Annotated in this window: 20 protein-coding genes; 6 read left to right on the top strand and 14 right to left on the bottom strand. The window is 74.9% G+C overall.

The genetic code is table 11. From position 1 onward, the window contains the following. Window positions 1-15: 15 nt before the first annotated feature. The 4 genes from AB0A74_RS18085 to AB0A74_RS18100 form a co-directional block, all read right to left on the bottom strand. Window positions 16-1431 (bottom strand): glycosyltransferase family 4 protein, encoded by a 1416-nt coding sequence (locus AB0A74_RS18085; RefSeq protein WP_358250728.1) that lies wholly within the window; start codon window positions 1429-1431, stop codon window positions 16-18. Beyond that, on the bottom strand, window positions 1432-2187 hold the full coding sequence (locus AB0A74_RS18090) for a dolichyl-phosphate beta-glucosyltransferase (protein ID WP_358250730.1): 756 nt from the start codon (window positions 2185-2187) through the stop codon (window positions 1432-1434). A 243-nt stretch (window positions 2188-2430) separates the two neighbouring features. Further along, a complete protein-coding gene (locus tag AB0A74_RS18095; RefSeq protein WP_358250732.1) occupies window positions 2431-3618 on the bottom strand; it encodes a helix-turn-helix domain-containing protein in 1188 nt (395 codons plus the stop codon). A gap of 127 nt (window positions 3619-3745) precedes the next feature. Next, window positions 3746-6817 (bottom strand): S8 family serine peptidase, encoded by a 3072-nt coding sequence (locus AB0A74_RS18100; protein ID WP_358250734.1) that lies wholly within the window; start codon window positions 6815-6817, stop codon window positions 3746-3748. 176 nt (window positions 6818-6993) lie between these two features. Between AB0A74_RS18100 and AB0A74_RS18105 the strand changes: the two genes are divergently transcribed. Further along, complete coding sequence (locus AB0A74_RS18105) at window positions 6994-7608, top strand: TetR/AcrR family transcriptional regulator (protein ID WP_358250736.1); 615 nt, start codon at window positions 6994-6996, stop codon at window positions 7606-7608. A gap of 1 nt (window position 7609) precedes the next feature. On the opposite strand, the gene eccB is transcribed toward AB0A74_RS18105, so the two are convergent. Next, window positions 7610-9025 (bottom strand): type VII secretion protein EccB, encoded by a 1416-nt coding sequence (gene eccB / locus AB0A74_RS18110; protein WP_358250738.1) that lies wholly within the window; start codon window positions 9023-9025, stop codon window positions 7610-7612. A gap of 3 nt (window positions 9026-9028) precedes the next feature. Then, window positions 9029-10393: a type VII secretion integral membrane protein EccD gene (gene eccD / locus AB0A74_RS18115; protein WP_358250740.1), complete on the bottom strand. Its 1365-nt coding sequence runs from the start codon at window positions 10391-10393 to the stop codon at window positions 9029-9031. Between the two features lie 123 nt (window positions 10394-10516). On the opposite strand from eccD, the gene AB0A74_RS18120 reads away from it, so the two are divergent. Further along, on the top strand, window positions 10517-12067 hold the full coding sequence (locus AB0A74_RS18120; RefSeq protein WP_358250742.1) for a protein kinase: 1551 nt from the start codon (window positions 10517-10519) through the stop codon (window positions 12065-12067). Here the strand turns inward: AB0A74_RS18120 and AB0A74_RS18125 are convergent. The 4 genes from AB0A74_RS18125 to AB0A74_RS18140 form a co-directional block, all read right to left on the bottom strand. Next, window positions 12019-14166 carry a transglutaminaseTgpA domain-containing protein gene (locus AB0A74_RS18125; RefSeq protein WP_358250744.1) on the bottom strand — a complete coding sequence of 716 codons (2148 nt, stop codon included), beginning with the start codon at window positions 14164-14166 and terminating at the stop codon, window positions 12019-12021. The genes AB0A74_RS18120 and AB0A74_RS18125 overlap by 49 nt on opposite strands. Beyond that, a complete protein-coding gene (locus AB0A74_RS18130; RefSeq protein ID WP_358250746.1) occupies window positions 14163-15269 on the bottom strand; it encodes a DUF58 domain-containing protein in 1107 nt (368 codons plus the stop codon). Before AB0A74_RS18130 ends, AB0A74_RS18125 begins: the two co-directional genes overlap by 4 nt. Before the next feature lie 4 nt (window positions 15270-15273). Then, window positions 15274-16227: a MoxR family ATPase gene (locus AB0A74_RS18135; RefSeq protein ID WP_358250748.1), complete on the bottom strand. Its 954-nt coding sequence runs from the start codon at window positions 16225-16227 to the stop codon at window positions 15274-15276. A gap of 145 nt (window positions 16228-16372) precedes the next feature. Next, window positions 16373-18487: a fibronectin type III domain-containing protein gene (locus AB0A74_RS18140; protein ID WP_358250750.1), complete on the bottom strand. Its 2115-nt coding sequence runs from the start codon at window positions 18485-18487 to the stop codon at window positions 16373-16375. A 441-nt stretch (window positions 18488-18928) separates the two neighbouring features. Between AB0A74_RS18140 and AB0A74_RS18145 the strand changes: the two genes are divergently transcribed. After that, a complete protein-coding gene (locus AB0A74_RS18145) occupies window positions 18929-19876 on the top strand; it encodes a type VII secretion protein EccE (protein WP_358250752.1) in 948 nt (315 codons plus the stop codon). Here the strand turns inward: AB0A74_RS18145 and AB0A74_RS18150 are convergent. Both AB0A74_RS18150 and AB0A74_RS18155 read right to left on the bottom strand, forming a co-directional pair. Continuing rightward, on the bottom strand, window positions 19866-20528 hold the full coding sequence (locus tag AB0A74_RS18150) for a response regulator transcription factor (protein ID WP_358250754.1): 663 nt from the start codon (window positions 20526-20528) through the stop codon (window positions 19866-19868). The two genes, AB0A74_RS18145 and AB0A74_RS18150, sit on opposite strands and share 11 nt — an antisense overlap. Before the next feature lie 68 nt (window positions 20529-20596). Beyond that, on the bottom strand, window positions 20597-21223 hold the full coding sequence (locus tag AB0A74_RS18155; RefSeq protein WP_358250756.1) for a helix-turn-helix transcriptional regulator: 627 nt from the start codon (window positions 21221-21223) through the stop codon (window positions 20597-20599). Between the two features lie 189 nt (window positions 21224-21412). On the opposite strand from AB0A74_RS18155, the gene AB0A74_RS18160 reads away from it, so the two are divergent. Next, entirely contained in the window at window positions 21413-22075 is a 663-nt protein-coding gene (locus AB0A74_RS18160; RefSeq protein WP_358250758.1) for a response regulator transcription factor, read from the top strand. Then, entirely contained in the window at window positions 22072-23322 is a 1251-nt protein-coding gene (locus AB0A74_RS18165) for a HAMP domain-containing sensor histidine kinase (protein WP_358250760.1), read from the top strand. The genes AB0A74_RS18160 and AB0A74_RS18165 overlap by 4 nt, the downstream gene beginning before the upstream one ends. Here the strand turns inward: AB0A74_RS18165 and AB0A74_RS18170 are convergent. Further along, complete coding sequence (locus AB0A74_RS18170; protein ID WP_358250762.1) at window positions 23309-23737, bottom strand: hypothetical protein; 429 nt, start codon at window positions 23735-23737, stop codon at window positions 23309-23311. The genes AB0A74_RS18165 and AB0A74_RS18170 overlap by 14 nt on opposite strands. A 74-nt stretch (window positions 23738-23811) precedes the next feature. Between AB0A74_RS18170 and mycP the strand changes: the two genes are divergently transcribed. Further along, window positions 23812-25089 (top strand): type VII secretion-associated serine protease mycosin, encoded by a 1278-nt coding sequence (gene mycP / locus AB0A74_RS18175; RefSeq protein ID WP_358250764.1) that lies wholly within the window; start codon window positions 23812-23814, stop codon window positions 25087-25089. Here the strand turns inward: mycP and AB0A74_RS18180 are convergent. Continuing rightward, window positions 25072-25614, bottom strand: coding sequence for a DUF1062 domain-containing protein (locus AB0A74_RS18180; protein WP_358250766.1), 543 nt, complete (start codon window positions 25612-25614; stop codon window positions 25072-25074). The two genes, mycP and AB0A74_RS18180, sit on opposite strands and share 18 nt — an antisense overlap. Window positions 25615-26112: the final 498 nt, after the last annotated feature.

Raw genomic sequence — 26112 nt, forward strand, 5'->3', positions numbered from 1 at the left:
CAACGTTCACGGCCGTCACGACGGCCGGGGTTCTGTGCCGGCCGCGTGGTCCACCACGACGCCGTGCGGTCGTTCGGCGTGGTCCAGCACTACGCCGTGCAGTCGTTCCGCCGCGCTCGCCGCGCGCACGGTGACGTCCCGTGCTCCCGCGGCGCGCAGCGCCACCAACAGGTCCGCGGGCCGGCACTGCTCGACCAACGCCCAGCCGTCGCCCACGCGGGCGCCGGGCCAGCGCAGGACCGGTCGGGCTCCGGGGGCGAAGCGGGCGACGGTCGCCTCGGGCATGCCGGGGAGCCAGTCGCCGGGGTCCGCCCCGGTCAGCAGGTCGGCGGCCAGGGCGGTGAAGCGCGCGCCCGAGTCGGGCCAGGTGAAGCGGGACGCCCAAGCGCGGCAACGGCCCGCCGTCTCCGCCGCGTAGTCGGGGTCCACCAGCTCCTTGAGGACCCGGTGCAGCGCCTCGGTCACGTCCTCGCCGACCGGGACCAGCCAGCCCGTCTCGCCGTGCCGGACGGAGTCGCGCAGGCCGTCCACGTCGTGGCACAGGGTCGGCACGCCGTGGCCGGCCGCCTCGACCACGGCCAACCCCCACCCCTCGCCGTCGGACAGGGTGACGTTGACCCAGGACTCGGCCAGCAGCGCGGACTTCTCGGCCTCCGACACGTGCCCGTGGACCGACACGGCGCCGTCGGAGCCGGCCGCCCGCGCGCGCAGGGCCGGTTCCTCCGGGCCACCGCCCACGACGTGCAGCCGCAGTCCGGGGACGCGGGAGCGCAGCGCGTCCACCGCGTCGATCAGGCGGTCCACGCGCTTCTGGGGGACCAGCCGGCCCAGGCAGACGACCGTCGGCTCGGCCGCGCGGCCCGGGAGGTCGCGCGGGACAGGGGGTGAGCCGTTCGGGACGACGTGGACCGGGCCCCGCCACGCCAGCCGGGCGCGCATCGCGTCCACAGTGGACGTGGACACGGCGACCGTCACCGCGCGGCGGTACACGCGTCGGGCCGCCGGGCCCTCCAGCCACTGGCCGACGGCCGCCAGCCACGGCGGGAAGTGGACCTTGAACTGGGCGTCGTGGACGTGGTGCAGCACCTGGACGACCCTGGCCCGCCGCCCCACCGCCAACGGGCTGAAGAACGGGATGCCGTTCTGGCAGTCCACGACGAGGTCGATGCGGAAGCGGTGGACCAGCAGCCACAGCAGGGCCAACGGGTACACGGTCCACCGGCCGCCGCGCCGGACGACCCCGATGCCTTCCTGCCGGTCGGTCGCGGACTGCCCCTTGTCCCGGGCGGTCAGGAAGGTGACCTCCGCGCCGGCCGCGGCGAACGCCTCGGCGATGCGCATCGCGTAGACCTCGGCCCCGCCGGCGTGCCGGTGGCCGAGGTCGCGCCAGTTCACCACGACGACGTTCGCGCCGCGCAGCCCCGCGCCCATCTACGCGGCCTCGGCGATCGGGGTCGGGTGCCACGCCGGGCGCGGTTCGCCGGCCAGGACGGCGCGGACGCGGCGCAGGTCGGTGAAGCTGCGCAGGCCGTGGCGCAGCGGGGCGAACGTGGAGCCCGGCACGTCGATCCAGCGGACCGGGACCTCCTCGATCACCGCGCCCAGGCGCTGGGCGCGGGCCAGGACCTCCACGTCGAAGCTGAAGCCGGCGGTGCGCAGCGGTTCGAACACGGCCCGCGCCACGTCGGCGGTGAAGAACTTGAAGCCGCACTGGGTGTCGCCGATGCCCGGCACGATCGGGGACACCGCGCGCCGGAACGCCCACGCGCCGACGTGCCGCAGGACGCTGTGCCGGGCCCGGACGTCGGAGCGCGGGTGGGCCCGCGAGCCCACCACCACGTCCACGCCCCGCCGCAGCCGGCGCAGCACGCCCGGCACGGCGTCCACGCCCGCCGCCAGGTCGGCGTCGCAGAACCCCACGTACCGGCCCCGCGCGGCCAGCACGCCGGCCCGGACCGCCGCGCCCTTGCCGCGGTCCGGGCAGTGCACGAGCCGCACGGGAACCGCCACCCGGGAGCTCTCCCGGACGACGTCCACCGTCCCGTCCGTGCTCGCGTTGTCGACCACGACGATCTCCGCCGCCGTCCCGCTCAGCGCCATGGCCAGGCCGAGCAGGCTCGCGCCGAGCCGCCGCTCCTCGTTGTAGACGGGCACCACCACGGACAGTTCGAGGCCCACATGGCGCATCGGCTAGCTCCTCAACACTGAGACGCAGGTCACACCGTCCGAAAGTTACTCAACGGTAAAACCCGTGAGTCACTTCGTAGAATGTGATCGGGGTCACAGCAGAGTCGAGGCACCCCCTGCGAGGCACGTCACAGGCCGATCAGCCGCTTGCCGGTGCGTACGAACGGTCCAGCGGGACAACCAACATTGTCCCCGGGGATAACCGGCGCTCCCGGCTTTGTGCGCGGTGACAGAGGTCCGCGGTCAGCTCTCCAGCCGGACGCTCTCCACCGCGAGGTACAGCTCCGAGATACCGCGCGGATCCGTGAGGTCACGGCCGGTGAGCTCCTGCACCCGCCGGATGCGGTACCGGACGGTGTTCGGGTGCACGAAGAGGCGCTCCGCCGCGTCCCGCGCCGACCCGTGCTCCGCGAACCACACCTGCATCGTGCGCAGCAGCGGTTCACGCTCGGCCTCGGGCAGCGCGAGGAGGTCCTTGAGCACCTCCTTGGCCAGCTCGCGGGCCAGCTTGGGCGCGCCGGCGACCATCGTGGTGACCGGCCGGTCGCCGAAGCCCACGGCCCCGGTCTCCCCCGGCGCGAGACACGCCCGCGCGATGCGGGCCCGGCGCAGCGCCGCGGGCAGCAGCCGCAGACCGGCCACGGCCGGGCTCACGCCCACCGGGAACGACGCGGCGTCCAACGCCTGGCGCAGCGCCCGCAGGTCCGCCGACCGCTCCACCGGCACCACGCCGACCTCGCCCTCGGCCGTGCGCCGCCACACCGCCCGCGACCGCGGGTCCACGAGCCCGGACAGGCCCCGGTCGTCCTCGGCCCGCGGCTCGGCGTACACGACGACGAACGGGCCCTCGGCCGGGAGCCGCAGCACGCGCGCCGCGTCCTCGAATTCCTCCGGCCGGGTGAACCGGCCGTCCAGCAGGCCGTCGATGAGCGCGAGGCGGGCCTTGTTGTCGTACCGGGCGGAGTCGGTCGCCACCTCCGTGTAGGCCTCGGCGATGACGTCGGAGAACGAGTCGATGATGTGCCAGACGGTCGCGCTGGCCGACAGCAGCTGCTCGGGCGTGAGCTGGCGCGGCCCGACGGCGTGCTCCAGCATCCCCTCGTAGGCGAACGTCCCCGCGATCCGGAACGCCCGCAGCGCCGCCGAGATGGGGATGCCCAGCCGCGCCTGGGCCCGCCCGGTCTTGCGGGCGGTCTCCACGTCCACCTCGCGCGCCTCCAGGAAGGCGCGGAAGGCCCGCCCGAGGTTCACCTCGCAGACCTTGCGCAGCTCCTGCGGCGAGCTCTGCTCCAGCCTCCGGTAGAACTCCTCTTTCTCGCTCAGCAGGCGGGCCAGCTCGTCCGCGAGCTGGGGCAGCCGGCCAAGCTGACCGCGCACGATCTCGTTCAGCTCGGGTGGCAGCGGCGACATCGTCGACGTCGTGGCGACCATCCGGACACCATAACGCCGAGCGCGCCCCGCGAACCCCTTGGAAGTTTCACGGACACGGGGTGACCTCCCCCTCTGGACCGATCCGGTGGACGACCGGTCCCGGCCGGCCGTCCACCGGGATTTCCTGTTACTTCAAGTAATACGTACGCAGGACGGTCTGGCTGACGCCGCCGCCGTCGGCGTCCGTGGCGGTCGCCCGCAGGGACACCGTGCCCGCGTCCGCCGGGTGGTGCAGGACGGCTTCCCAGCCCCCCGGCGCGGGGAGCAGGTGGACCGGCCGCCACGTCCCGCCCTCGTCGTAGGAGGCGAACGCCGAGATGCCCATGACGGGCGCTCCGGTCCCCTGCACGGTGACCGGCACGCGGAACTCACGGCCGCGCGGGGCGCTGTTCTCGTCGTCCACCGGCGGGGCGAAGCGGATCACCCGCAGCGGCAGCGGGACCTGGTCGGCGGTGCGGGCCGAGTGGAACACCCACTCCGCCGTGATCCGGCTGGACAGCGGGGTGGTCTCCTGGGTGGCGTCCACGACCAGGCGGTACCGGCCCGGCTCGGGCGGGGCCTGCGCCCACGCGCTGACGTTGCCGTACGGGAGGGAGCCGGGTGCGAGCAGGTCGTGGTCGCGGTAGAGGCCGACCGTGCCGGTCATGCCCGGCATGAAGCCCGCGTGGTCGGGGTTCTGGTCGCCGTGGAGCGGGATCTGGAAGAACATCGTGTCCTGGTAGCGGTGGGCCGCGCTGTCCACCGGGGCCAGGCTCGGGCCGAAGACGGCGGCGTTCCAGCGTTCCGTGGTGCGGCCGGGCTTCTCGTGGGTGGTGTAGGCCAGTTGCTGGGACAGGAACGTGTCGCCGCTGAACGTGTTGGCGTAGGTGTACCAGGTCCACGGGCCGGGTGAGCGGAACTCGGTGCGCGTGCCCGGTTGCGGGAGGGTGATGGTGTTGTAGGGGACGGCGAACCAGCCGTCCACGATCGGGGCGGTGCTCTTCACCACCTTCTGCGGTCGCCCGCCCTGGACCGCGTGGCGGGCCCGGACGGCGGCCAGGTCCGCGTCCTTCGGCTTCCAGGTCGGCTCGGGAATGCCGTCGGGCCGGTGGAAGACCAGGTGGTAGCTGTCCACTTCGGACTGGTGGACCGTGCCGAAGGTGCTGCGGCACTGGGGCGTGCCGGCGGCCGGGGTGATGTGCAACTCCGGGGTGCGCGCGGTGGTCGCGCCGAACAGCACCTTGCCGGTCGGGGCGTCGCAGGCCACGGTGAGCATCGCGCCCTGGTCCTCGACAGGCCTTTCGAGCGTGACCGAGGACTGCTTGGCGGTGCGGGCGTCGAGGGTGACGGTGGTGTCCTCGCGGATCTCCAGGCCGGGGTGCACGACGGCCGATACGCGATCCTGCTCGAAGACGTTGGTGGCCACCACGTAACGGCCCACCGGGACGCGTGTGCGCAACGTGCCGTCCTCGCGGTAGGCGAACGGGCAGCGTTCGCCGGTGTCGAGGTTGACGCACAGCGGGTAGGCGGTGAACGGGTTCCCGTTGCTGTCCAGGGCGTTGATCGTCACGTTGCGGTGCGGGACGGCCTCCTTGGTGAGCGCGATCGGCAGGTTCAACTGCCAACCGTCCACAGAGGACGCGGTGAGCCGGCCGCTGTAGGGGCCGGGCTTCACGGACGCGTTGATGTCCGCGCGCACGCGAGTGGTGACGGTTGACCGGGGCGGGACGGCGATCTCGGGATCGACCGTGAAGATGCCCGGCGGATCGACAGCGGTCTTGAGGGTGACCGGGTTCGGCCCGGTGTTGTGGAAGGTGAGGTCCCGGGTGGTGCTCGCCTCGTGGATCGGGCCGAAGTTCAGCGCGCCGGGGCTCACGTGCACGGGTTGGCGCACCGCTCGCGCCGCGTCCACCCGGCCCGCACCCTGCGCGTACACCGTCGCACCGGGCAGCACGTGCGAGGTGGTCATGAGCGCGGCCTTCAGGTCGGGGGCGCGCCAGTCCGGGCGGTGTTCGGCGAGCAGGGCGGCGGTGGCGGCCACGTGGGGTGTCGCCATGGACGTGCCGGACGCCGTCGTGTGGTGCTCGTCCACCGGGGCGCCCATGTCGGTGCCCTTGGCGCGGGCGGCGGTGATCTCGACGCCCGGCGCGGTGATCTCCGGTTTGAGCAGGCCGTCCAACGCCCTCGGACCGCGGGCCGAGAACCCGGCGACGACGTCCTGGTGGTCCACCGCGCCGACGGTGAGCGCCTCGGCCGCCGCGGCGGGCGACCCGAGGACGGCCGGGTTGTTGCCGGCGGCCACGACGAACAACGCGCCGGTCTCCCGGGTGAGCCGGTCCACGGCCAGCGACATCACGTCGTCGCCCGCGCTGGGCGCGTTGGTGCCGAGGCTCAGGTTGACCACCCGGGCGCCCCGCGCGGTCGCCCACTCCATGCCCGCGACGACCCACGACAGGTAGCCGCTGCCCCCGTCGTCGAGCACCTTGCCGGACAGCAGGGTCGAACCGGGCGCGCCGCCCCGGTAGCGGGTGTCGCCGGCGCCCCGGATGGTCGAGGCGACGTGCGTGCCGTGGCCGTGGCGGTCCTCGGTGCCGCTGCCGGTGAAGTCCCGGGCTTCGGCCACGGCTCCCGCGAGGTCGGGGTGGTCGCCGTCGACACCGGTGTCCAGCACGGCCACCTTGACGCCCTGGCCGGTGTGGCCGCCGGCCCACGCCTCGGGCGCGCCGATCCGGGGGATGCTGCGGTCCAGCGCGACCTCGACCCGGCGGTCCAGCCACACCTTCTGCCCCGGTGACCGCCGCGCCCACACGCGGGCCGCGCCTTCCCGGTCGACGCGCAGCGCCGCGCCGGACAGGCTGCGCAGGGTGCGGTCGGACGTCCTCCCCTGGACGATCAGCGCCAGCTCACGGCCGTTTCGCGCGAGGGCGTCCACGTCGAACAGGGCTTCGTCCACGGTGCCCGCGGCGACGGCCGCCGCCGCGTCGGACGGGACGACGAAGTGGCGGCCGGCCAGCTCGTACCGGGTGAACCGGATGTGCTCGCGGCCCTTGCCGGCCCTGGGCACGTGCACGTCCCGGCCGGCGACCTTGTGCACCACGACCTCGTCGCCCGTGACGAGCTGGATGGTGCTGTCCGGAGTGGAGGGTCCGGGGTGGGCCCCGGCCGCGGTGGTCGACGCGCCCAGCAGGCAGGCGGCCACCACGAGGGTGAGTGGTCTCATCTCGTTGCGCTCCAACGTCTGTGCGTGGTCACCAATTGGTCTACGCCAATTCGGGAGCGGGCACAGGGGCCAGTCGGGGCGGGACTTTCACACCGCGGTCTCGACCACCACCACATGGGCTATCGTGGAGCCGTTGTTCACATTGCAGTCGCAATCCGGATGAGGAACGTAATGCGGTGACCCAGAACCGACAGTCCCGCGCCGAGCGCGCCGCGCGGACCCGCGTGGAGCTGCTGGAGGCGGCGGCCCGGGTGTTCGCGCGCAAGGGCTACTCCGGCGCGTCGGTGGGGGACATCGCCGAGGAGGCCGGGTACACGCACGGGGCGGTCTACTCGCAGTTCCGGAACAAGCAGGACCTGTTCTTCGCGCTCTACGAGCAGACCACGACGAAGCGGGCCGAGGCGCTCGCGCAGGTCTTCCTGGCCGCCGAGGGCCCGCTGCGCGAGCGGATGCGGGTCGTCACCGACTGGTCGATGGCGGACCTGAAGGCGAACCCGGACTGGTTCCTGCTGCACATGGAGTTCCTGTTCGCCGCCGCCCGCGACCCCGAGGTGCGGGCTCGGTTCTCCGAGGGCGGGCGGACGATCCGGAACATGATGGGCGCGTTGATCCAGCACGAGGTGGACAGCGGGACCCTGAAGTCGGAGATGACGGCCACCGACATGGCGATGGGCATGAACGGCCTGTTCCTCGGGCTGGCGTTGCAGGAGGTCATCGAGCCGGGCGTGGTCCGCAACGGCCTGTACGGCGACGTGGTCGGCCTGATCATGGACGCCATGTCGCCCGAGTGACTCACGGTTGCCGCGCCGCCGCGCCGGGGTCCAGGCCCGGACCCTCGGGCAGGCGGGCGACCAGGGTCGCGGGCAGCCGGACCGGCTTGGCCGACGCGTACCCCAGCACCCCCAGCACGTCGGGCGTCGCCAGCGGGTAGCGGCGGCCGAGGTCGGTCACGACGGTCAGGGTGCCCGCGGGCGCGCCCGGCGCGGGCATCGCCTCCACCACCGCGGCCCAGCCCGGCGGCACGTGCACCCGGTCGGCCAACGGGGTGCCCTTCGGGTCGCGGCGGGCGGTCGCGGTCATCGGGTCGGCCGGGGGCAGCACGGGTTCGACGCGCAGGCGCGGTGTGGGGTCGTCCGGGGCGAAGGTCGCGCACACCGAGGCTTCCCCGTGCCGCAACGGCATGAAGTCCGGACGTGAGGTGGGTGCGTCGGCGGTGGCGGGTTCGAGCTTGCGCGCCGACGCCGCCAGGGCCGGCGCCAGCGGCACCGCTTTCGGCTCCTCACCGGGATAAGCGGCCAGCACGGGCGCGTACGCGCGTTGGATGTCGTACTGCAGTTCGGTGATCGGCTGCAACGTGTCGCGGCCCGCGAGGTAGTGCTGCGTCCCGCCGCCGGACGTCCGGACGACCAGCAGCGTGCCGACCCGCAGGTCCGCGCGGCCGGGCACGGCGCTCGACGGCTCACCCGCGCCGGGCACCGCGATGGGGCCGATGGCCGCGCCCTCGGGCAGCACGTCCAGCCACGACCGGCCCACCCGCGCCCACGGCTGCGCGGTCAACGCCAACCCCGTGCCCACGGCCGGGTAGTCGTCGATGCGGTGCCGCTTCCCGCGCCACACCAGGAACCGCTCGCCGGTCGGCGCGAGCTCCGCCAGCAGCGCCCGGTCCCCCGGCTCGTCGCCGCCGTCCGGCGCGGCGCCCACCAGCAGCACGGACTCCTCCACCCGGGACCCCGCCGCGTCACCGGCCGGCACCGAGCACAGCGACCACGACCCGGTCAGCAGGCGGTCCGCGCCGGGCAGCGCGTCCGGCGCGTCGGCGATGCCGAGCCGGGGGCCGCGCGGCACGCCGACCAGCGAGTCCCGCGACACCCGTTCCGTGGGGCCGTGGCTGCCGACCAGCAGCAGCGCGGAGGCGTAGTTGGCGACCGGGTGCAGCCGGCCGTCCAGGTAGACGTACCGGGTGCCGGTCTCCTTCTCCACGATCACGGCGTCGTCCTTGCGCCACGCGCCGTTGCCGCCGGGCACGACCATCCCGTACACGCCGACGCACGCCAGCGCCACGATCGCCAGCGCGACGCCCGCGAACGTCGCCCCGACCGGGCGGCGGAACGGCGGCTGCTCCGGGTCGGTCTCCCCGGTGACGAGCGCGGACGTGGCCCGCTGCACCAGGAACTGGTAGGCCTGCAACTGGTCCCGCTTGGACGCCACCGCTCAGCCCCCCAGCCCGCGCACGTACCCGAACAGACCCAGCACCGAGCACACCAGCGGCACCACCGCGACCACCACCAGGATCTCGGCGTACTCGGCGAACCGCCCGAGGTACGGGTTGGGCACGCGGGTGCCGAACACCATCCCCGCCGCCACCACCAGGGCCGCGACCAGCACCAGCACCGCGCCGGCGAGCGCCGTGCCGCTCATCAGCGGGCCGACCGCCAGGCACCCGGCACCGGTCACCCCGGCCGCCAGCAGCGGAACCCGTTGGCGCACCGCGGGGTGGAGCCGCGCGCGCAACAACAGCCCCACGGCCACCACGCCCACGAGCACCAGCGCGGAGGGGTTGTCCCCGCGCACCAGCACCACCTGGCAGCCCGCGGCCACCAGCGCGGACCCGGCCAGCATCCCGGTGAGCAGCGCGTCCGCCCGCACCACCGCCAGGTGCACCAGGGGCAGCGGCGGCTGGGGGTCGTCGCGGACCAGGTCGGCGGTCGTGCGCGGCAGCACGGGCATCGGCACCCGGCCCAGGCGCAGCGCCAGCGGCGCGAACCCGGGTGACAGCGCCAGGACACCGCCGGCCACGACCGCCGCGGACTCGTGCGGCGACCAGCCCCCGGTGCCCAGCCACCCGGCCACCACGCACAGCGCGCCCACCGTGACCGCGCCCGCGAACAGCGCCGGGGCCGCCGGCACGCCCAGGTGGGCGGCCAGGGCGAACAGCAGCAGCGCCGCGCCGGCGAGCAGCAGGTGCCCGGCGGCGAGGCCGGTCAGCGGCCGGTCGCCCGCCAGCAGGAGGCCACCGCCGGTGAACGCGAACGGCAGCGCGAGGGCCGCGACCACGGCGCCCGCGGCGGCGTCCCGGACCGCGCGGGCCAGCACCACCCCGGCGGCGACGAGCAGGACCGCCGCGCCCAGCGACCACAGCGCGGGCGTCGCCCACGACGGGCCGGCGCGGACCACCGCGACCAGGGCGAGCAGGACCGCCGCGGCCCCGACCGCCAGGCCCGCGTGGCGGGTGTGCCGGGGACCCCACGCGCGGTCGTGGCCGGAACCGGTGGCGATGGCGTCCACCAGGTCGTCGTACTCCAGCTCGGGCCACTCCAGGCGGCGCGGCGCGAGGTGCAGGACCTCGCCGTCGCGGACCCGGTGCGCCGCGAGCGTCCGGTCCGGGTCGAACGCCGTCCCGTCCGCGCGCCGCAGCACCCAGCCGCCGCCGGCGACCCCGTCGTCGGCGAGCCCCTCACCCGCGCGGGCGAGCAGTCCGGGCAGCACCTCGGCGACCGCCGCGTGTTCGGGCAGCGCCAGGTCGACGCGCCGGCGCGGAGCGGCGACCGTGACCCTGACCAGGCCGGTAGTCTGCATGGGCAGCAGCTTCGCGCCGCCGGGCGCGGCGCGGGCGGGCGAGGCATGAAGCGGCCACCGCGCGTCGGGCGCGCGGGCGGGTTCCTACGCTCGGCGCGTGTCGTGGACGAGGGGTGTGGGCTCGTGGAGACGGTGATCGCGCCGAGGCTGCTCGCGTCCGGTCCGGTGGCGACCGTGTACGCGGCGCGGCTCGCCGACACCGGGGCCGAGGTCGCGGTGAAGGTGTACGCGGAGAAGTTCGACCGCGACACCGCCGACTGGCTCGACCGCGAGCGCAAGGCCCTGTCCGCGGTGGGTGTTCCGCAGGTGCTGCCGGTGGACGGGGTGCTGGAACTGCCGGACGGGCGGTCGGGCGTGCGGATGCGCCTGTGCCACGGGTCGTTGGCGGCCCTGTTGTCGTCCGGGGTCGGGTCGCCGGGTGTGCGGGACGCCCTGGGGGTGGGGTTGGCCGTGGCGCGCGCGCTCGCGGCGGCGCACTCGGTGGGTGTCGTGCACGGCGGCGTGACGCCGCACAACGTGCTGTGGCACGGGTCCGGCGAGTTCGTGGTGTCGGACTTCGGTCTGTCGCTGCGCGAGCGCTTCCCGCGCGATCCCACGCACGCCCTGGAGTTCACCGCGCCGGAGACGCTGCGGGACGACGCGCGGACACCCGCGTCGGACCTGTACGGCCTGGGTGCCGTGCTCTACGCGATGCTGACGGGCGCGCCGCCGTTCCCGCGCCGGACCGGGGAGCCGCCGGGCGAACGCATCCTGCGCGTCCTGCGCGAACAGGTGCCGCCCGTGCACGGCGAGGGCCTGCCGCACGAGCTGTCCGACGCGATCAGCCGCCTGCTGGCGAAGGACCCGGCCGCCCGCCCCACCGACGCCGGCCGGCTCGCCCACCTCTTCGAGCACTTGCTGACGACGCCGCACTCGCCGGCGGCGCTCCCCACGATCGCGCCACCACCGTCCGCGCCGGAAGTCCCCCGAACTCCGCCCGGCGCGCTCACCGCCGCCCGCGCGGCCGGTTTCACCGCACCCACCGAACCCCCGGCACCCACCGAACCTCCGGCACCCGCCGAGCCCCCGGCACCCGCCGAACCCGCAGCACCGGCCGAACCCCCGGCACCCGCCGAACCCGCAGCACCGGCCGAACCCCGGCCAGACTTCGGTTTCGACGACTTCGCCACCCCACCGTTACCGTCCACTGTGGATGTTCCGCGCCCACCCGGCCGCACCCTCGTCCACACCACCGACGGCACCGCGCCCACCACCCGCGCCCGAGCCTGGCGCACCCCCGCCCTGGTCGGCGTCGGCCTGGTGGTCGCCTCGCTGGTCGCCGTCCCCCTGCTCCTCCCCGACGACGAACCCGCCAAGCCGCCCGTCGCGGCGAGCGAACCACCCAGGACCGCCCGGCCCGCCGAGGCGCCCCGGGTGACGCTGGTCCTCGACCCGCCCGCCGACCAGGGCGACCACGTCGAACTCACCTGGAGCGCCAACGGCGAGCTGGACTTCGCCGTCGTCGTCGCGGGCGAGGGCATCCAGACCATGGTGCTCGTCGCGCACCGCAAGCACGGCCTGCGCGTCCCCGTGGACCCGGGCCGCCGCTACTGCTTCCAGGTCCGCGGCACCGACAGCAAAGCCGTCTACACCAGCGAACCGGTCGCCGTGCGCGGCGCGCGCTGCACGCTCTGACCGAACAGCGGACGCGGGTCCAGCGCCGCCCGCAGCCGGGCCCCGCGCGGCCGGGCGGCCAGCACCTCGCGCACCAGCCGCTCCTCCTGCCACGCCTTGCGCACCGACCCGTCGCTGACCGGGACCCCCGACCAGAGCGCCATGTCCAGCACGCGCCCCAGCCGCGTGACCGGACCGGCCGTCGCCTCGCCCGCCGCCGACGCCAGGTCGCGGGGCGTCATGCCGATCCGGAACGGCACGCCGTGCGCCCGCAGTCGGTCGCACACCTCGGCCCACGCCGCGACCACGCCGTCCGCCCCGGTCCGCCGCCGACGCCGCCGCCTGCGCGCGGCCTTCGCCAGCGGCACCCCGACCAGCCAGCACACGGCGAACCCGACCACGACCGCCCCGGCCACGAGCGTGACCACCCCGACGTCGAACGCCGTCGCGGGCACCTCGACGTCCTCGCGCGGCTGCTCCGGCGGGCGCAACTCGTCCTCGGGCGGCAACTGCTCGCGCGCCTGCGCGGCGGCCTTCGCCAACCCCGTCGACTCCACCTGCACCACCCCGCCGGCGACGGCCGTCGCGGTCGGGTCCAGCGGCACCCAGCCGACCCCGGTCACGGCGATCTCCGGCCAGGCCAACACGTCCTTGTTGCGCACCACAAAGGAGCCGTCGTCGTCGCGCGCCCCGCCCCGGTAGCCGACGACCAGCCGGGCCGGGATGCCGTTGAGCCGGGCCAGCGCGACGTACGCGGCGGCGAACTGCTCGCTGGTGCCGCGCTTGGTCTCGGTGAGGAAGCGGCGCAGCTGCGGCCACCCGCTGCCGGTCGGCAGGTCCCGGCCGTCCGCGACCCGGTGGTTCCTGGCGAGGAACCGTTCGAGCTGCAACGCCGACTGGACCGTGGGCCGCAGGCCGCGCACCGACTCCCGCGCGAGCCGCCCGACCTCCGGCGGCACCGCGCCGACCCCGCCCAGGCCGCCGTCCGCGTGCGGGTCCACGGTGGCCGCGCCCAGCGCGTCGCCGGCCACGCCCGGTTCGGACCAGGTCAGGGTGTAGCGGCGGGGGCCGGCGGTCCGGTCGAGCAGGAGCGTGCCGGCGGACTCGTCCACCAGCGGGGCCAAGCCGTCCACGGCCAGCGGGGAGGGCTGGGACGGCAGCCACGGCCCGGTGAGGTCCTCGACGGTCACCTCGGCGGTGCGGGCGCCGGCGCCCTCGCGGCGCGCGCCCAGGCGGCGCAGGTCGGGGTCGGCGGTCCAGTTCGCGCCGTCGAACCCGTCCAGCACGACCAGGCTCCACCGGTCCACCCGCGCGTCCGCCCGGTACCGGAACACCTCGCGCTCGGGTTCCGCGAGCCGCCGCGCGACCTCGTTGAGCGGGTTGCCGACCCGGTGCTGGCGCAACGCGACCGCGTCACCCTCCAGCCGCACGGGCGTGCGCCCCAACGGGTCGAACCCGCCCAACGCCACCGCGCCGACCGCGACCGCCGCCACCAGCACCGCCGCCCGCCGGACCCGCGCCCCGCTCACGGTGGTGTGCCGCACCAGGACCAGCCCCGCCGGCAGCGCGAACGCCACCCCGGCGACGACCGCCGCGACACCGCTCACCGGCCGGTAGAGCTGCGCCAACCCGGCCACCGCGAGCACCGGCAGCAACGCCGCGCCGGGAACCCGGGACCGCAGCAGGACTTCCGTCCCCAGCACCACCGCGAGCAGCACGGCCAACGGCACGAACAGCAGCAACTCCGGCTCCGGCCGCGCGGGCCAGGTGGACTGAAGGGTCAGCAGCCAGCCCTGGGTCCCACCACGCCACAACACGCTCAACGAGGCGCCGGTCGGCAACCCCGCCAAGGTCGTCGGGAACAACACCGACTCCACCAGGCCGAGCAACCCCAGCACCAACACCAGAACCGGTCGCACCGGCACGAGCGCCGGCCACCGGGAGCACACCTCGACCGCCGCGAAGGCCGCCGCCAGCACCACGAAAACGGGCAGCAGCAACGAGAACAGGCCGAACACCGGCGAGAACAGCAACCCCGCCACACCCGCCGCACCGAGCAGACCGGCGACCGCGACCCGTCCCGGCCCGGTCACGGCCCCGCCACGGCGATCCGCGCTCACGAGCCCACCAGGGCGTTCCACGACGCCACCGCCTCCACCGCCGACCCCGCCCCGATCACGCCGGCCGTCGCGCCGCGCGGCGCGCCCAGCCGGATCACCGCGTCCGGCCGCCACCGCGCCACCGGCCCCAGGTCCGCGTCGCCCCCGGTCACCACGACCACCGCTCCCCCCGGCCGCACCGCCGCCGCCCGCACCAGCGCGGCGCCGGCCGGCGCGTCCTGCACCACCACGCACAACCGGTCCAGCAACGCCCGCGCCGCCCGCAACCCGCTCTCCACCGCGAACTCCGCGCCGCACGTCACCAAGCCGCACGGCTGCCCCGCCGACGCCGCCGCCGACACCAGCGACGCCGCCACCTCCACGGCCTCCTCGAACAACGCCGCTGTCATCGACGTCGGCCGCGTGTCCAGCACGACCGTGCACCGCGTCCGCGCCGGGTCCACGTGCTCGCGCACCATCAGCCGCCCGGCCCGCGCCGACGCCTTCCAGTGCAGCAGCCGCACCTCGTCCCCCGGCACGTACTCGCGCACCACCCGCAGGTCCGCCGACCCGCGCAGCGGCGGGTCGGTCACCGGCCCGTCGTGGTGGTGGCGCGGGTGCGCGACCCGCGGCGGCCGGGCCGCGTGGACCCGCGGGTGCACCCACAGGCTCGCCGCGCCACCCACCGCCGGGTGGCCGCGGACCAGGTCGAACGGGTCGAACCGGTGCACCTGGAACGGCCCCACCCGCAGCAGCCCGCGTGACACCGTCGGCACCTCGTGGTGGTAGGTGGCCTCCGCGCCGGGGGCCAGCGGCCGGACGCGGACCTCGTGCGCCGACGACCCCACCCGGTCGCCGCCGGTGAACCCGCCCAGCCGGCGCGGGGTCGGGTTGCGCACGACGAGCGTGGCCAGCGCGGGCGTGCCGCGCTCCACCCGCTCGGGGTGGACGGTCCGCGCCACCTCGACCTTCGGCCGCACCATCGTCGTGGCCACGGCCGCCAGCAACCCGCCGACCGCCACCCCGGCGAGGGCGCGGAAGAACGCGTGCCCGGCGAGCGTGCCGAGCGCGAAGAACCCGACCGCCGCCACCAGGACGACGACACCGCGGCGGGTGAGCCGCACGGCCTCAGCCCCCGATCGCGGCCGTGGGCGCGGCGGTGTCGGCCAGCAGCTCGTCCACGACCTGCTCGGGCAGCCGCCGGCTCAGCTCCGCGTCCGGGGTGAGCACCAACCGGTGGCACATCACCGGGTGCGCCACGTCCTTCACGTCGTCGGGCACCACGTAGTCCCGGCCGTACGTGGCCGCCAACGCCTGCGCCGCCCGGATCAGGGCGACGCTGCCACGCGGGCTGACGCCGAACCGGACCGCCGGGTGGTTGCGGCTCGCGGTGGCCAGGCGCACCGCGTAGGACACGATCTCCCGCGCCACGCGGCACCGCCGCACCTCGGTGATCACCTGTCGCAGCCCGGCGAGGTCGAGCACCGGCCGCAGGTCGTCGGGGCTCACGCCGGCCCGGTCGCCGAGCACCACCATCACCTCGGCGTCGTGGTCGGGGTAGCCGACGGACAGCCGCATCAGGAACCGGTCGAGCTGGGCCTCCGGCAGCCGGTAGGTGCCCTCCATCTCGATCGGGTTCTGGGTGGCCACCACGAGGAAGGGCCGCGGCACGTCGTGGCGGACCGAGTCGACGGTGACCCGCCGCTCCTCCATGACCTCCAGCAGCGCGGCCTGCGTCTTGGGCGTGCCCCGGTTGATCTCGTCGGCGAGGACCACGTTGGCGAAGATGCCGCCGGGGTGGAAGCGGAAGCCCTCGTCGCCCTGGTGGTAGACCATGACGCCGGTGATGTCGCCGGGCAGCAGGTCCGGGGTGAACTGGATGCGCTGCCACGAGCCGCCGATGCTGCCCGCGAGGCACCGCGCGAGGGTGGTCTTGCCGACGCCGGGCACGTCCTCCAGCAGCAGGTGGCCCTCCGCGAACAACGCCGCCACGGCGAGCCGCACGACCTCGGGCTTGCCGCGCACGACCAACTGCACGTTGGCCGCGATCAGGTCGTACGCGGCACCGGGGGTGGGTGTCATTCCTCGCCTTTCCGAAGTGTGGTTCGGCCGCCCCCGCTCACCGGGCAGCCACGCCGCTCCTACCGCCGCCCGTTCACCGGGCGGCCACGCTGCTCCTACCGCCGCCCGTTCACCGCGCGGCCCTGCCGCTCGTACCGCCGCCCGCTCACCGGGCAGCCATGCCGCCGGACGTGCCGGGGCGGCGCGCGCCGCCCCCGCCGCCGGCCGCCGGGACCCCGCGCCACGTGGTCGGCTGCGCGTTGCCGTTGGCGTTGCTCGCGGACAGCGTCAGGTCCACCGAGCTGCCCGGCTCGACGCCGGGGATGTCGATGGCGATCTCCTGCACCCCGCCGCACGCCACCTTCACCGGCGGACGGCCCTCCAGGTTGAACGAGCTCAGCTCGCACGTCGTGGGCACACCGCTGTTGTTGACGTCCACGGTCGCGACGGCGCGGTTTGCCCCCGACCAGCGCACCCCGACGAACTTCACCACCGGCAACCCCATCAGCGTCGGCACGACGGCGGTGCCGGGGTGGCCCGTGCTGGTCGGCGACCCGGGCGGGCCGTAGCGGGTGATCGCGCGGACGGTGACCAGGCTGCCCAGCGCGCCGGTGAAGCTGGTGTAGTCGGTGGTGGTGCCGGTGACCTGGCGGTCGGGTTGGCCGGGCAACTGCACCAGGTAGTGCACGAGCGTGCCGCCGCGCAGGTCCGGCTGGGTCCAGGTGACCGTCGAGCCGCCGAAGGTCGTCGTCGCGGTGACGTCCGGCGCGCTCGCCACGCCCAGCGGCACGACGCTGCCGGAACTGGCGCCCGGCCCGCGCCCGGCCTCGTTCTCGGCCACGACGGTGAACACGTGCGCCACGCCGTTGGTCAGGCCTTCGAGGCGGGCGCTGTGCGTGCCGCCGCCGACGGTGGTGCCGCCGCCGTTCCACGACACGTGGTACGCGGTGACCGGCGCGCCGTTGGGCGGGGCCGGGTCCCAGCGGACCACCGCGCTCGCGTCGCCCGCCTCCGCGCCGACGTCACCGGGTGCGCCGGGCGCGGTGGCCCGGGCGACCGGCGGGGTGAGCCGGGAGGTGACCCGGCGGTCCTCGGTGGGCGGTGTCGTGGTGGTGGTCGGGGTCGGCTCGGTGGTGGACGGGGTGGTGGTCGTGGACCCGGTGGGGCGTTCGCCGGACCGGTCGTCGGCGGCCTTGCCGACGTCCACGGTGACCACCGAGCCCTTCTCGCCGTCGACCACCAGGACCTGCGAGCCGTCCTGGTTCTCCACGTAGACGCGGTCGTCCTCGCCGCGCGCGAGCCGGGGCGCGCCGGCCTTGCCGGGCACCTTCGTGACGCTCTTGCGGGCACCCCTGCTGTCGTAGGTGAGGACTTCGTTGCGGGTCTGGTCGACCAGGGTGACCACGCGCGCGGTCGCGACCGGGCCGGAGTAGCGGCCGTTGCCCGGCAACTCCACCTCGACCGGCTTGGCGACCGGGCGCTTGTCCAGGCCGGCGGTGTCGATCAGGTGCAGGCGGGCGCGGTCCGGGTCCACCACGGCCAGCCGCCCGTCGGCGGTGGTGCTCGCGACCTGGGCGGCGGCCGGCAGGTCCACGCCCAGCGGCACGGACGGGCCGAAGCCGTCCCGGTCGAAGGTGCGCAACGTGTCCGCGGTGGTGTCCACCAGCACGGGGCGGTCGTCCACGACGGTCAGCGCGCCGGTGTGCCCCGGCTCGACCTGCGCGGGGCACGTCAGCACGGCGGCCTCGCGCGGCAGTTCGCACAGCGCGCCGGAATCCACGCGGTGCAGCCACACGCTGCCGTCCCCGGTCACCGCCGGCTCGGACACCGGACCGCCCGCGGGCACCGTCGCGGCCGGGTCGCCCAGCCGCACGACCTGGCCCGCGTTGCGGTAGACCAGGTACGGGCCGCCGGCGACCTCCAGCACCACGGGGACCTCGGCGGCGGGCGGCGTCTGGGCGTTCTCGACGCTGAGCGTGGACTTGTCGAACATGGTGATGCGCGAGCGCTCGACGACGTACCCGGAGCGCTCTCCCTGCGCCACCTGCGCGCCCGGCTCGACACCGGGCAGCGCGACCCGCGCGTCGACCTGGTTGGTGGAGCCGTCGACGTGGAACGCGGTCTGGAACGCCGCGTTGTAGACCCAGTGGCCCACCTGGAAGAACTGGAGGCCGGGCGCGACGGGGGTCTGGCCGGCCGCGGCGACGCCGACGATCCCGACACAGGCCGCCACCAGCACGGCGATCATCGCGCGGGTGCGCGTCACGCTGGACGTCTTCATGTCACGCGGCGCCTCTCCGAACCTCTCCCCGAACGGTTGGGATTACGACCGTCATCCGAATGGGGATCATAATCCGGGACGGTAGCACCGGGTGGGTGAACGATCGGACCGGATGACCGGAACCGGCCGAACCCGCGGTCCTGTCATCGAAAACTCATGCGGCGGCGCGGACAGTGCGGACCTGTGACGAGTCCCGGCGGGCCCCAGCCCGCGCCACCCCCTGTTGGCGGACCGGTCGTCGTGCACGTCGACGGCGTGAGCCCACCGCCCTGGTCACCCGCGTGGGCGCCACCGGCTCCGCCCCCATCCCGAGCGCGGGGGACCTTCTCGGTCGCGCTGCCGCCGGTCACGCCGGTCCCCCCGCCCCCGCGCTCCCGCCGTGCGCTGGGCCCGCTGCGCCCGCCCCAACTGCTCTGCTGGCAACTCGCCGTCGTCGCGGTGATGGCGGTGCTCGACCGGCCGTGGCCCGTGTTCACCGCGGTCGTGGTCGCGGCGTCGGCCGTCGTCGTGCTGACCGCCGTCCGCCGCCGTGGCCGCTGGCTGTGGGAGTGGGCCGCGCTGGGCCTGGCGTTCCTGCGCCGCTCCCTCCACCGGGAGCCCGGCCACCCGGAACCGGGCCGGGCGTTGATCGAGCTGCTCGTCCCCGGCGCGACCGGCGTCGAGACCGACCTCGGCGACGAGCAGGTGTTCCTGGTCAGCGCCGCCCCCGGCGTCACGGCGGTGCTCCGGCCGTCGGCGCGGCGCGACCTGACCAAGGCCGTCCCGAGCCCCGAGGCCCTGCTGCCGGACACCGGCGAGGAGTTCGCGGTCCGGTTCGTCCACCACGCCGGCACCGACCGCTCCCGGCCGCCGCGGGTGTGGGTCGCGTTGCAGGCCCTGCGCACGGTCGAGGCGCACCACGAGGACGACGTCCGCCGGGCGCTGGGCAACGCCGTCCGCCGGGTCCGCCGCAAGCTGCGCCGCGACGGCGTGGAGGTGCACGCCCTGGGCGCGGCCGAGACGGTCGCGACGGTGTCCGCGCTGGCGCACCTCACCGGCGGTCGCACGCGGGTGCGGGAGCAGTGGCGGCTGTGGTGGAGCGGGCCGGTGGCGCAGGCCGCGTTCCGGTTGGCCGGGTGGGACCGCCTGCCGCCGTCCGTCGCGCCGCAACTGCTGCGGTGGCTGCTCACGGCTGTGCCCCAGGCGGCGGTGACGGTGTCCGTCACGGCCCGGACGGGTCAGGGCACGGAAGCCGTGGTCCGGGTGGCCGCCGCCGACCCGCGCGCCCTCGACGGCGCGGCCCACCAGGTGGCCCGGCTGGCCAAGGAGCGCGGCATCGTCCTGGAACGCCTCGACGGCCGGCACCGCGACGGCCTCGCCGCGACCCTGCCGCTGGGCGTCACCCGCTGATCAGGTACCCGACGCCGCGCACGGTGTGGATCAGCGGCGGGTCGTGCAGCTTGCGGCGCAGGGCGGCGACCACGACGTCGAGGACGTTCGACGCGGGGTCGGCCACCTCGTCCCAGCCCCCCGCCGACAACAGCTCCTGCCGCGCCACCGCCACCCCCGGCGTGGCCATCAACCGCCGCAACACCAGGAACTCCTTGAGAGCCAGCGTCAACAGCACCCCGCCCCGGGTCACCCGGTGCCGCCCCGGGTCCAGCTCGACGTCCGCGCACCGCAACACCGAGGGCGGCCCGACGAGCCCCACCCGGCACAGGTTCCGCACGCGCGCCACCAGTTCGGGCATCGCGAAGGGCTTGACCAGGTAGTCCCCGCCGCCGACCCGCAACCCGGCGACCCGGTCGGCCTCGGTGTCCCGAGCGGTGAGGAACAACACCGGCACCGACCACCCCTGGGCCCGCCGCGCCCGCACGTAGAGCAGGCTGTCGCCGGAGGGCAGCATGCGGTCGAACACCACGCAGTCGTAGGAGTTGACGAACAACGCCTCGTCGGCGAACGGCAGGTCGGCGGCGGTGTCCACCGCGAACCCGGCCCCCCGCAAGGCCCCTTCCAACGCCACCCTGAGGTTCTCGTCGTCCTCGGTGATCAGCACCCGCACCGCACGCACGTTAGTGCGCACGCCAAGCGGCGGACCCCGCGGGCGGCACCACCCCGGGGTCCGACGAGTCAGCTCGCGCGGTCCATCAGCCAACCCCGGTCGGCGGCCTTGGCACCGGCCTGGAACCGGCTCCGCGCCCCCAGCCGGTTCATGATGTCCGACACCATCCGCCGCACCGTCCGCACGGAGATCCCCAGCCGCGCCGCCGCCGAGTCGTCGGTGGCCCCCGACCACAGCAGCGCCAGCAGGTCGCGCTCGCGCGGGCTCAGCGCCTCGCGGTGCTCCGCCGCCTCCACCGGCGCCAGCGGCACCGCCACCGGCCACATCCGGTCGAACAACGCCGTCGTCGCCGCCACCACGCTCGGCAGCCGGAACGCCGCCATGCCCGCCCGCGGCCCCGGCAGCAACGCCGTCGTCCCGTCCACGACCAGCGCGTCCATCGGCACCGCCGCCTCCGTGCGCACCTCCGCGCCCGCCGCCGCCAGGCCCGCGACCCCGCCCGACAGCCGCGCCGAGTCCGGCACCAGCACCCGGTACCGCACGCCGCGCCGCAGGTTGTCCCGGTCCACCCGACCGAACAGGCCCACCGACCCGTCGGTGCTCAGCACCAGCACCTCGCGCGTCGCCGACGCCAGGACCGCGTCCACGCCGACGTCCCGCGCCGTGCCCCCGACCAGGCTCAACCGGGTGTTCATGACAGCCACCTCCGCACTCCTCCCCCTGCCAACCGTCCACTGTGGACGCACCACCGGCCGCGTCCGGTTCCTGCCAGATCGGGCCGACCCCGTGGTTTATGCTCGCCGGCGCACTAGCGTTCGAGCCGGCGGCTACGTCGTGAACGCCGAACCACGCGCCAACCATGCACCGGCACACATGAGGTTTCGATGACACGGGTGATGGTCGTCGAGGACGACGAGGACCTGCGGGTGGCGGTGTCGGCGGCACTGCGCGCCGAGGGGTTGCGCGTGGAGGCCGCCCCGGACATCGCCGCCGCCGACCGGGCGCTGCGCGCCGCCGACTTCGCCTGCGTCGTGTTCGACCGGATGCTGCCCGACGGCGACTCCCTCGACTACGTCCGCGCCCGCCGGCTCGCCGGGTGGAGCGTGCCCGTGCTGTTCCTGACCGCCCGCGACGCCCTCGCCGACCGGGTCGCCGGGTTCGAGCACGGCGGTGACGACTACCTGGTCAAACCGTTCTCCGTGGCGGAACTGGCGGTGCGCGTGGGCAACCTGTGCCGCCGGTCGGGCGCGCGGCCGTCCGTGCTGCGGCACGCCGACCTGGAGATGGACTGCGCGCGGCGCGAGGTGCGGCGCGGCGGGGTGCTGCTGACCCTGTCGGACAAGGAGTTCGCCGTGCTGGAGCACCTGCTGACCCGCGCGGGGCTGGCGGTGGAGCGCGCGGAGCTGATCGAACACTGCTGGGACTCCGCGACCGACCCCATGTCGAACGTGGTCGACGTCGTGGTGAAGCGGCTGCGGCGCAAGCTCCGGGAGCCCGAGCTGATCCACACCGTGCGCGGGCGCGGTTACCTGCTGGGGACGTCGTGACCGGGTCGGCGGCCGACCGGCTGCGCAGGCTGCGCTGGGTGCTGACCGCCGTGTTCACCGTGACCAACACGATCGCGCTGGTCGCGTTCGCCTGGTGGGTGGTGCGCGACGACGCCGAGCAGGGCGAGGCCGACCTGGACGCCGAGCTGGCCCGGGTGACCACGGCCGTGAGCCGGCTCGTGGTGTTCGACCGGGCGGTGAACTTCCACCTGGTCAACGTGGACGAGCTGAACGGGTCGTGCCCGCAGTTCGCGATCCTGCCCGGCGGCGCGCCGGCGTTCCAGGCGCACGTGTCGAAGCGGGTGTGCGTGCCGGTGGACAACGCCGTGCTCAGCTCGTTGGCGACCAGCGCCGTGCGCGGCGGCGGGGTGGTCGCCGGCTACCAGCGCGGCAGCGGTGGCGAGCTGGTCCGGGTACGGGCGGAACCGCTGCTCAACACCGACCGCGAGTACATCGGCGCGGTGGTCGCGGTCGTGGACACCCGGCCGCGCCAGGCCGAGCACAACCGGCTGCTGCTGCTCGTCGTCGGCGGGTGCCTGGTCCTGGTCGGCGGGCTGGGCGTGGCCGGGCACGTGCTGTCCGGCCGGGCCATCCGCCCCGCCGCCGCCGCGCTGCACCAGCAGGAGGTCCTGCTCGCCGAGACCGCGCACGACCTGCGCACCCCCGTCGCCGCCCTGCGCGCGCTGGCCGAGACCGCCCTGGACAACCCGACCCAACGCGCCGACCTGCTGCCCCGCACGGTCCGGCTGGCCGCGCGGATGGGCGGCATCATCGACGGCCTGCTGGTGCGCGCCCGCCTGGCCGCCGGGGTCGAGCAACTGGCCATCCAACCGGTGTGGCTGGACCAGCTGGTCGTCGGCGTGGTCGAGGAGACCCCGACCGAGGGCGCGCAGGTCACCGTCACCGCCGCGCCGACCAAGGTCGAGGCCGACCCGGCGCTGCTGCAACGCGCGATCGGGAACCTCCTGGACAACGCCATGCGCTACGGGCGGCGGCCGGGCGAGGAGGCGATCGTGCACATCACCGTCGCCGGCGGCACCGTCACCGTGGCCGACCACGGGCCGGGCATCGACGCGGCCCTGGCGGAGGACGCGTTCGACCGGTTCTCCAGCACCGGCGGGTCGTCGGGGCTGGGGTTGTCGATCGTGCGGTGGGTCGCGCAGGCGCACGGCGGCCGGCTGGCGGTCTACAACGCCGACGAGGGCGGCGCGATCTTCGAGCTGAGCCTGCCGGTCAGCGCACCGTGAACTGCCGCCACGGCGGGAGGCTGACCCACGCGCCGTCCCGCTCGTAGGCCAGGTAGTAGGTGAACGTGCCCCGGGAGGCGAACCGGCGCTGCGCCTCGACCGTGCGGGGCGTGGTGTCCAGCCGGACGTCCTCCAGCGCGGGGAAGTCCCGGGCCGCGCCCTTGTCGTCCTTCACCCGCACGACGACCTTGGCCAGGGTCACCGCCCGGTCCGCGCTGATGGTGGCCTTGACGACCACGGTGTTCCCCTGGACCGGTTCGGCGGGCTCGACGGCCAGCGACCCGACGATCGTCACGTCCCCCGACACCACGTCGACGGGGATCAGCTCGGGCTCCGACAACCGAACCCCGATCAGCACGGCCGCCACGAGCACCGCCACCGCGACCGAGACCCCCACCCACACCCGTGTCGGCATGCGACCACCGTACGGGCTGTCCTCTTGCGGACAGCCGCCGCTCCCGCCGTGCCCCGCGCCCGACGATGGGCGCGATGAAACGACACGGGACCCCCGCGCTCGCGGCCGTGCTGGCCGTGGTGGCGCTGCACGTCATCGGCGGCTCCGCGACCGCGGCGCCGCCCGCCGGCGCGTGCCACAACGCCGAGCCGGCGCACCAGCGGGTGCGCGAACAGCCGTGGGCGCAACAGGTCCTCGACCCCCGGCGGGTGTGGCCGCGCAGCCGGGGCGCGGGCGTGCTGGTCGCCGTCGTGGACTCCGGGGTCGATCCCGACCACCCCCAGCTGGCCCGACCCGGCAAGGTGCGGGAGGGCCGCGACTTCGTGCGCGGCGAGCGGTCGGGGGCGTTCGACTGCGTGTCCCACGGCACCGGGGTGGCGGGGATCATCGCCGCGGACCCGTTGGCGGGCATCGGTTTCCACGGCATCGCGCCGGACGCGGAGATCCTGCCGGTCCGGGTCAGCGAACGCGACGTCGGCGACCGGGGCGAGTCCCTGCGCATCGACCCGCGCGTGCTGGCCGACGGCATCCGGTACGCCGCGGACATGGGCGCGAAGGTCGTGAACCTGTCGTTGGCGGGGTTCGACGACAACCCCGTGGTGCGCGAGGCCGTGGCGTACGCGGTGGGCAAGGACGCCTTGGTGGTCGCCGCCGCCGGCAACGGCCAGCGTGACGAGACGACCGAACTGCCGTCTTTCCCGGCCGGTTACGACGGTGTCCTGGGCGTCGGCGCGATCGACATCGACGGCGCGCGGTTCACCGGTTCGCAGGTCGGCGCGTACGTGGACCTGGTGGCCCCGGGAAGCCAGGTCGTGGCCCCCACCCGGATCGATGGACATTCCTATGTGGACGGTACGAGCTTCGCCGTGCCGTTCGTCTCGGCCACCGCGGCCCTGGTCCGCTCCGCGTGGCCGGACTTGACTGCCGCGCAAGTGGCGCAACGACTCCTGGCCACGGCGAACCCGGCCCGCGGCGGTCGGGGCAGCCCCGCGTACGGCGCGGGCCTGGTGGACCCGTACCGCGCCGTCACCGACGGCCTGGACCCGGCCCGTCCCGCCGCCCTGCCTCCCCACGTGCCCGCACCTCCCGACCAGGCCGCCTTGGACCAGGCGGCGTGGCTGGCGACCACGGGCGACGCGGCAAGGTTGGGCGCCGCGACCGCCCTGGCCGCCGTGGTGGTCGTGGTCTTGCTGGTGGTGGTCCGCCGACGGGGTCGGCGCAGGAAGTGGCAACCCGCCTGGGCCGCTCCCCTGCCGACCCGCCCCGCCGTGGTGGAACCGCCCGAGCAGACGTTCCTAATGACGAGCGGGTGAGCCCGGGAGGACGAAGAAGGTGAAGTCCGCCCGCACCTTCGCGTCCACCGCCGAGGGCAACCGAATGCGCCCGGCACAGGCCATCCCGCGCACGGCCGACCGGCTCAGCTTGAGCCCGGCGGTGAGCAGGTTCTCCACCCGAACAGGCGCAGGCACCTCGAACCGGACCAGCACCTCCAACGGCGGCGCGTCCTCCCGTTCGACCTCGTAGAACGGCATGTCGATGTCCAACTCCCACGTGCCGGTCCAGTCGAGCCGGTAACCGGGCCCACCCGCGGGGGCTTCATGGAGGAGCCGCCGCACCATGGCGGGATCGTTGTCCTCGTAGGCGACCAACCGGTCGTGCGCCAACGCCTGCACGTGGATCCGTTCGTGCAGCGGGATCTTCGTCGTCCGATCGCACTTCTCGCAGCCGACGAGCATCCAGACGTCGAGCAACTTGCCGCTGGCGTTGACGCGAAACTTGTCGGTGGGATGGTGCCGCGTGCACCGACACGTCATGCACGTCTTGACGATGGTGGGCAACCCCAACTCCCGAACCACCCACAGGGCCTTGCGATCGACGCTGTGAGCTTCTGAGGGCGCGCGAAATCCAGACATGCTGAGGCGAACTCCAAGGATGCGCAGGAGGACGCGACGGAACACCTCACGTCGCGTTGTGGGAACCGGTGATGGTCACCGTTCCGCTGGTCGGCACGCTGAGCAGGACAGGCGCTCGCCCGTCCTCTCCCGTGCTCTCCTTCTCACTGCTGCACGTTCGCCATCTTCTTGACTTCTCGCCTTCTCGGCAACTTCGTTTTTTGGCGCTTCGCTTCCTTGGGCGCGCTTCGCGCTCTCAAGCGTGACGCGCTGGCGCGCTCTCAAGATCAAAAGCGCCTCGCCGGCGGGCAGGCCCCCGGGGGTGGAAGGGCGTCGGTTCGTTCCCCGCACGGCCTGCCGGAGGCAACCACCCTTCGCTCCTTCTCGCAACCGGAAAAGCTGGTTGCGAGAAGGAGCGAAGCGCGGTTGGGCTGCGCCCAGGCC

Origin of the sequence: Saccharothrix sp. NPDC042600 (assembly GCF_040647305.1) — a bacterium.
GTDB classification, from domain to species: domain Bacteria; phylum Actinomycetota; class Actinomycetes; order Mycobacteriales; family Pseudonocardiaceae; genus Actinosynnema; species Actinosynnema mutabilis.

Bases quoted from the DNA above. Each gene is read 5' to 3' on its own strand.
- AB0A74_RS18085 (WP_358250728.1), bottom strand. From the start codon at position 1,431: ATGGGCGCGGGGCTGCGCGGCGCGAACGTCGTCGTGGTGAACTGGCGC.
- AB0A74_RS18155 (WP_358250756.1), bottom strand. From the start codon at position 21,223: ATGAACACCCGGTTGAGCCTGGTCGGGGGCACGGCGCGGGACGTCGGC.
- AB0A74_RS18160 (WP_358250758.1), top strand. From the start codon at position 21,413: ATGACACGGGTGATGGTCGTCGAGGACGACGAGGACCTGCGGGTGGCG.
- AB0A74_RS18170 (WP_358250762.1), bottom strand. From the start codon at position 23,737: ATGCCGACACGGGTGTGGGTGGGGGTCTCGGTCGCGGTGGCGGTGCTC.
- AB0A74_RS18090 (WP_358250730.1), bottom strand. From the start codon at position 2,187: ATGCGCCATGTGGGCCTCGAACTGTCCGTGGTGGTGCCCGTCTACAAC.
- mycP (WP_358250764.1), top strand. From the start codon at position 23,812: ATGAAACGACACGGGACCCCCGCGCTCGCGGCCGTGCTGGCCGTGGTG.
- AB0A74_RS18095 (WP_358250732.1), bottom strand. From the start codon at position 3,618: ATGGTCGCCACGACGTCGACGATGTCGCCGCTGCCACCCGAGCTGAAC.
- AB0A74_RS18140 (WP_358250750.1), bottom strand. From the start codon at position 18,487: ATGAAGACGTCCAGCGTGACGCGCACCCGCGCGATGATCGCCGTGCTG.
- AB0A74_RS18135 (WP_358250748.1), bottom strand. From the start codon at position 16,227: ATGACACCCACCCCCGGTGCCGCGTACGACCTGATCGCGGCCAACGTG.
- eccD (WP_358250740.1), bottom strand. From the start codon at position 10,393: ATGCAGACTACCGGCCTGGTCAGGGTCACGGTCGCCGCTCCGCGCCGG.
- AB0A74_RS18145 (WP_358250752.1), top strand. From the start codon at position 18,929: ATGGCGGTGCTCGACCGGCCGTGGCCCGTGTTCACCGCGGTCGTGGTC.
- AB0A74_RS18100 (WP_358250734.1), bottom strand. From the start codon at position 6,817: ATGAGACCACTCACCCTCGTGGTGGCCGCCTGCCTGCTGGGCGCGTCG.